8 protein-coding genes are annotated in these 5,953 nt (G+C 69.1%); 3 read left to right on the top strand and 5 right to left on the bottom strand.

Annotated features, from left to right (window positions below; all coding sequences use genetic code 11):
- Nucleotides 1-2,083, bottom strand: a 2,083-nt coding sequence (locus LQ326_RS46710; RefSeq protein ID WP_234545298.1) for an NACHT domain-containing protein, incomplete at its 3' end; no start/stop codon positions are given.
- Nucleotides 2,084-2,568: 485 nt separating this feature from the next.
- Complete coding sequence (locus LQ326_RS46705; protein ID WP_234545297.1) at nt 2,569-2,775, bottom strand: three-helix bundle dimerization domain-containing protein; 207 nt, start codon at nt 2,773-2,775, stop codon at nt 2,569-2,571.
- A 135-nt stretch (nt 2,776-2,910) separates the two neighbouring features.
- On the opposite strand from LQ326_RS46705, the gene LQ326_RS46700 reads away from it, so the two are divergent.
- The 3 genes from LQ326_RS46700 to LQ326_RS46690 are packed head-to-tail and all read left to right on the top strand — an operon-like array spanning nt 2,911 to nt 3,685.
- Nucleotides 2,911-3,318, top strand: a complete 408-nt coding sequence (locus LQ326_RS46700; RefSeq protein WP_234545296.1) for an MFS transporter — start codon at nt 2,911-2,913, stop codon at nt 3,316-3,318.
- Nucleotides 3,315-3,461 carry a hypothetical protein gene (locus tag LQ326_RS46695; RefSeq protein ID WP_234545295.1) on the top strand — a complete coding sequence of 49 codons (147 nt, stop codon included), beginning with the start codon at nt 3,315-3,317 and terminating at the stop codon, nt 3,459-3,461. Before LQ326_RS46700 ends, LQ326_RS46695 begins: the two co-directional genes overlap by 4 nt.
- 50 nt (nt 3,462-3,511) lie before the next feature.
- Nucleotides 3,512-3,685, top strand: a complete 174-nt coding sequence (locus tag LQ326_RS46690) for a hypothetical protein (protein ID WP_234545294.1) — start codon at nt 3,512-3,514, stop codon at nt 3,683-3,685.
- Between the two features lie 195 nt (nt 3,686-3,880).
- Here the strand turns inward: LQ326_RS46690 and LQ326_RS46685 are convergent, their stop codons facing one another.
- From LQ326_RS46685 to lgt, 3 genes are all read right to left on the bottom strand, one after another.
- Nucleotides 3,881-4,117, bottom strand: coding sequence for a hypothetical protein (locus LQ326_RS46685; protein ID WP_234545293.1), 237 nt, complete (start codon nt 4,115-4,117; stop codon nt 3,881-3,883).
- Nucleotides 4,118-4,364: 247 nt separating this feature from the next.
- Nucleotides 4,365-4,805: an NUDIX domain-containing protein gene (locus LQ326_RS46680; RefSeq protein WP_234545292.1), complete on the bottom strand. Its 441-nt coding sequence runs from the start codon at nt 4,803-4,805 to the stop codon at nt 4,365-4,367.
- A gap of 274 nt (nt 4,806-5,079) precedes the next feature.
- On the bottom strand, nt 5,080-5,953 hold an 874-nt coding region (gene lgt / locus LQ326_RS46675), incomplete at its 5' end, for a prolipoprotein diacylglyceryl transferase (protein WP_234545291.1).

The raw sequence follows: 5,953 nt of genomic DNA, 5'->3' as shown, positions 1-5,953 counted from the left end.
GGATGCCTGTCAGGATCATGAGTCCGTTGGCGGGCCAGTTGAACAGGCGCATGCTGCGCCACTGGCGTGGCTTCCACCAGGCGAGTTCGTCGGCTTCCTGGGCCGACATCATGACTGCCAGGAAGCCGAGCCACCGGCGGGCGTCGTCTGGCCGCCACCGCGGGCGTCCGGAGTCGGCCGGGGCTGGCAAGGGGTCGTCGTACTTGACGTCCACGTAGGCGTCCAGCAGGTGGTCGGTGACTGCCCCGGAGTCCGGGAACACCTCGGTGTCCAGCAGTTCAGCTGGATCGGCGTGGGTCTCGCTGTACACCGCGCGGGCCAGTGATGCCATCAGGGGCGTGGTCAGGACCTCGCCGAGGACCGGTGTACCCGTGGCACCAAGCTCGTCGAACTGCCGGAGCACCCGGTCCCACTTGGTACGGCCCGGCTGCCGAGGGTCCATTGGGCGCGTGGTCCTCGGCAGGTACGCGCGCAGGTCGTCCGGCGTGAGGTCGTGCAACTCGACGACAGCCGCAAGGGCCAGCCCGCGTCCGGCTCCGACGGCTTCGGCGTACTCGGTCGGTCGGCTGGTGAGGACCAGGCGATCGCCGGAGCGCAGCGCTTCGTTGATGCGGCGCAGGGCTATGGCGCGGAGCGGTGGCGCGACCTCGTCCAACCCGTCGAGGATCGGAAGCACGTGCTGACCGTCCACCAGCGAGACAGCGACGGATCGCACAGGCTGTGAGTCACCGATCTTCTCCCCCAAAGGCGGGTAGTCTTCGGCGAGGCGAGCGACCATCCAGTCCCGCAGCGTGGTCTGATCGGGATTCCAGGACGGCAAGCGAAAGAGGACCGGGACCGCCGAGTCGGCGCGGTCGTTCAACAGCCTGCGGGCCAGCTCCCGGACCAGCACGGTCTTGCCGGCGCCGCCTTTGCCGAGAACGACCATGCGTCCGGTGGGGATCGACGCGAACAGGTCGGCCAGAGTGTCGGACGTACCCGTTTCCAGTGATGGCAGAACACCACCGCTCCCGCCCCACACGTTGACTGGGTGGTCGCCGGGGTGTCGCTCCGTGACGGACCAGCGCACCGGCATCAGGATCGGATCAGCGGCCTTGTCTCGGCTGCTCTCGTCATCGATCTGGCGGCGCATCACGTCTGCGAACTCCTCGAAGCGCCTGCGGAGTTCACCGTGGTGCGGAAGCACGGGCCCTCTGGGGTGAACGCCTCGCACCGCAGACCGATCCGGGGGCTCGGCCTGTGGCGGGGGTTCAGCCGGGTGCTCGGCCTCGGGTTGGGCTGCAGCCGGCGGCTCCGGTACGGCCTGGACCGCTCCGCCCGCTACGGCGTCGGCCGCCGTCCAGGGCAAGGTGCCGCCGGAGTGGGCCGACGGGTTGGCGGAACCGTCGACGCGGTGCGCGCCGCGAGCCTGCCCGGAACCGGCCGCGGACTCGTGCAGCAGCCTGCGCACAGTGGTGAACGTGCGGTGTTCGGGGGTGGTGGTCTTCAGGATGGTGAAATGGTCGCCGGGCAGGGCTGCCGCGTCGGGGAACATCGAGCGGGCGGAGACCGCGGACACGACTCGGTCGCTGTCACCGGCGTAGACGGAGAAGGCGATGGGGCAGGTCCGATCGCGGACAGCGGTGGCATGCAGCACGTCCCGCACGATGGTCCGGCGAATATCGGCGACCCTCGTGTTCAGCGGCCGCAACGCCGACTCCTGCGGATGACCGGGGCCGAGCACCCCTCGCCGCAGCGACATCTGTAGTTCGGAGCCTTCGTTGGGACAGGCCAGCATCACCACCCGCCGGATGCGGGCCAGTTCCGGGCCGTTCCCGTCGGCCAGCATTCGAGTGATGCAACACTGCGCCACCAGCCCCCCCATGCTGTGCGTCACCAGCACCAGGCGCTCGAAAGAGCCGGCCTCGGTCCGCAAGTACTCCTTCAGACTGTCCGCCACCGTGTCGAGGTCCGGGTATCCCCGAAGCGGGTGCCACCGCCTGATACCAGTTGCGTACTGGAACGGCAGGACACGAGCGAAGTCCAGCGACTGGTCCTCCTCGATCCGCTTCTCAAGGAGCCGCCATGTCTTCGGGCCGGACATGAACCCGTGAATCAGCACCACACCCAGCAGACCGCTTTCCACCCTCGCCCGCCTCTCCCCAGCCCGCGGAGTGCACACAGTAGCCACCGGCCATCAGCCGCACCACCCGGCTGAGACGTACTGAGCATGTGCGGAGGCCCCTCATGTGAAAGATGCCGTCCTGGAGATCAGGAGAGCCATAAGCACGGCCGGCTCGACCAGATGGTCCCCCGCCGACCAGCCGCATAGCGACGGCTTGTGATGCCGCAGGTCAGGCTGAGGAAGCTTTGCGACGCGCCGACCTGTCTCCCGGAAGAAGGCCACGCGCATATCTCAGGAGGCCGAGTAGATCACCCTGCGTTCTTGGCCCCGTTCAGGCCCGGATGCGGCGCGGTGAGCAGGGCGGGACCGTGAGTCGTGGCCTCGCCCATGCCGGTCCGGAGGTGATCACAAGGTGGAACGGAGTGTGGCTTCTCCGGGTTGGCAAGGCATGCCGCGGTGGGGATTCAGCCGGCGCTTTGGCTCAGGAACTGTCGCGCCCTGCGTTCGACCAGGATGGGTACATAGGTCCGAACCGGCAGCGCGGTGAAGCACTCCCGGGCCTCGGTGATCGCCACCTCTATCTCGTCAGGGGTGCGGCGGTCGTGGTATGCGGTTTTGAGGTGCTCGGTGACGCGCCGGATGGCGGCATCCTCGTCCAGGTCGATCGTCATGGCTTCCCCTGACGGCACCAGAGCTGTGGGTTGTGGACGAGGCCCGCGGCAAGAGTCATGGACATTCCTCGATGCCGCGCGCCTCGCGATGGGATGGTAGCAGAATATTTCTGAGACCGATGTAAAGTGGAGGCCATGGCCAGTCCGATGACTCCACACCCGAGCAGAAGGCGCCGGGCCGCCCTCCTCGCGGTGGAGCTGGTGCTGGTGCCGGTCGTGCTGGCCGCACGGGGTTCTTCGGTGCTTGCTACGGGGGTCGTGCTGACCGCGTTGCCCGCCGGGTTCGCGCCGGCCGCGACGGGCGGTGACCGGCTGCCGCCGCGCTCGATGACGGACCGCAGTCGCTGTCTGCTCGGTGCCGGCGTGTTCACCGTCGCCTGGCTGGTGCCGGTCCTGGCCCTGTGCGGACTGGGGCTGGGCACCTTCACCTCGGCCAACAACACCATGAGCATGAGCGCGATCCCCGCACGCTCGTCCGGAACCGGTGGCGGGCTGGTCAACATGGCCCGTGGCCTGGGCACCTCCTGGGGGTGGCGTTGGTGACCCTCGCCCTCCACCTCGGTGGCCGGACGAGCGGCGGGCGGGAGGCCGCACTCGTCCTGCTGGTCGTCGCACTGCTGGCCCTCGGCGCGGCGTGGGCTTCTCCCGCCGGGAACGGGGCCAGGGCCCGGCATGCGGATCTGTGATGAGGAGCCGTGATCATGCCCCGGCCGCCGCGCGTCACTGGAGGCGTGACGTGGGACTGACCGTGGTCGATCTGGCGGTCACCCTGGGGGTGCTGGCAGCCGGTATGGCCACCCATCGCCGCTGGCTGGGGGCGCTGGCCGGAGCCTGGTTGATCCTCACCCTGCGCCAGGGGTGGCTGGCGGTGCGTGCCTGCCGTATGCGGCGTTCGCCGCGGGGCGGTTGAGGGCGATGCGAGGGCGAGGGACTCCGTAGGGACACAGGCACTGACACGCCGGCTTGCTACGGCCCCCTGAGGAGAAGCGCAGGGAAGCGGCGGTTGTTCGGCAGCCAGTGCGTCGTCCCGCTCTTCGGTGAGGCACGCGATCAACCGTGCTGGCCGGAGGCGATGGTCGACATCCCTCCAGTCGTGCTCAGATTGTCATCCGGAGTCGGCCGAGCCGGAGCCGCCCGGGTCGGCTGCCTCGTGGCTCCGCGGGGTGGGTAGCTCGCTCATCGCCGTCGCCACTGCCAGTCCAGCGGCCGCCGAGCCGATCAGGCGCCAGCCGCCGTGGCGGCCCCAGCCGAGACCGACGATCAGCGCGGCCGCGACGACGGCGCCGACGACCACCTTCGCGCATTCGGCCGGCCAGGTCGGCCACGGACGTCTTATCGTCATGTCTGTCCTTCTTCCCGCACCGGGCGAGTTGTTCACGGCAGTCGTGCGGGCCGGACGCGTAGAGGAAGGAGGACAGGCGGGGCTTCCCGTGGGAAATTGTCTCGTCCCCGCTCCGCCAGCCGCAAAGAGGGCATGACTCGGAAACTGAAAACCCCCGGCCAAGGCTGCTACGCCAACCGTGCGTCGTGCAATTGGCCGACCGTGGGCAGCCGCTGCCGCCGGGGTCCGTGGGGACCGCCGAGTATCGCTATCTCTCGACGCCCCACGTCTTGGCATGCCTGCACAGGTAGTCGACGAGTTCGGGCGGTTGGAGCGCGAGCGCTGTCACGGCAGACGCATCTGGCGCGACCCGGACCGGTGCGAAGTCGCCTGTATCGGGATCGTCCAGTTCAGGACCACCGCGACGGTCCAGATCCAGATCCAGCAGCTCGGCGCGGAAATAGTGCCGCACGACGGTGACCTTTTCGCCGGGCTCGGTCAAGGTCAGGAACTCGGTGGCAGGGCCTATCGTGGCGCCGAGTTCTTCCATGACTTCGCGGCGCAGGGCCGCTTCGAGGCCGGGGTCGTAGGGTTCGACACCTCCACCGACCGTTGTGTGGTAGGCCAGGCAGCCCGGCCATCTGCGGTGCAGGAACACCAGCTGATCGTCGTCCAACAGGACCGCGCGAACATTATGACGGACCTTCATGCGCGCGACGATAGTGCGCCCAGCCTGGCGAGGAGGACCGAACAGGGCAGGCTGAGCGCACTGGAGTTGCCCATTGCCGTCGACGATCACAACCCGCTCTGGGTGACAACAAATCCGGAGAGAGCGGCTGACCTGAAGGGTGCGGCAAGACACCTGCGCATCCCTCCGGGCTCAGCCCGGCGAGCGCAGGTGGGTGGGCAGCAGCGGGCCGTGTGCCGAACCGGATCCGGCCGCTCCGAAAGGGGCTGTGACGTCTCGGTGTCCGGGGCCGCGGTCATGGCTGTTCATGGCCGGATGCCTGCGCCGGTACGGGCGTCGTACTGCCGTCGTTTGGCCTCGGGTAGGACGCGTCGTCTTCCGGGTGGGACTTGCGGGTGGCGATGAGGTAGATCAGGGCGCCCGTGAACAGGATGAGGGAGACGTAGTCGTTCAGGCGCAGGCCGAGGAAGTGGTTGGCGTGGTCGATGCGCAGGGCCTCGATCCAGGCACGGCCGGTGGTGTAGGCGAGGACGTAGCAGGCGAACAGGCGTCCGCGGCGCAGGCGTTGGTGGTGGCGGGCGTCCAGCCAGAGCAGGAGTGCCATGACGCCGAGGTCCCAGAGGGACTCGTACAGGAACGTCGGGTGGTAGAGGGCGACGGAGGCGCTGTCGGCGGGCCGGTGGGCCGGGTCGATGTACAGCGCCCACGGCAGGTGGGTGGGGCCGCCGTACAGCTCCTGGTTGAAGTAGTTGCCCCAGCGGCCGATCGCCTGGGCCAGCACCAGCCCGGGCGCGGCGGCGTCGGCGAAGTCGGACAGCTTGATGCCGCGGCGGCGGCAGCCCAGCCAGGCCCCGACCGCGCCGAGCGCCACGGCGCCGGGGATGCCCAGGCCGCCGTCCCAGATGAAGAGGGCGTGCAGGGGCTGGCGGCCGGCGGTGAAGTACAGCTCGGGGTCGGTGATCACGTGGTAGAGGCGTCCGCCGAGAATGCCGAAGGGCACCGCCCAGATCGCGATGTCCGCGATGTCCTCGCGCCGTCCGCCCCTCGCCTCCCACCGCCGTCCGGTGAGCCATACGGCGGTGAAGATGCCGGCCAGGATGCACAGCGCGTAGGCGCGGACCGGGATCGGCCCGAGATGCCAGACGCCCTGGGACGGGCTGGGCAGGTAA

Source organism: Streptomyces shenzhenensis (genome assembly GCF_021462265.1).
Taxonomy (GTDB): domain Bacteria; phylum Actinomycetota; class Actinomycetes; order Streptomycetales; family Streptomycetaceae; genus Streptomyces; species Streptomyces shenzhenensis.
The sequence above is the reverse complement of the archived record's forward strand: the minus strand, read 5'-3'. Positions and strand labels throughout refer to the sequence as shown.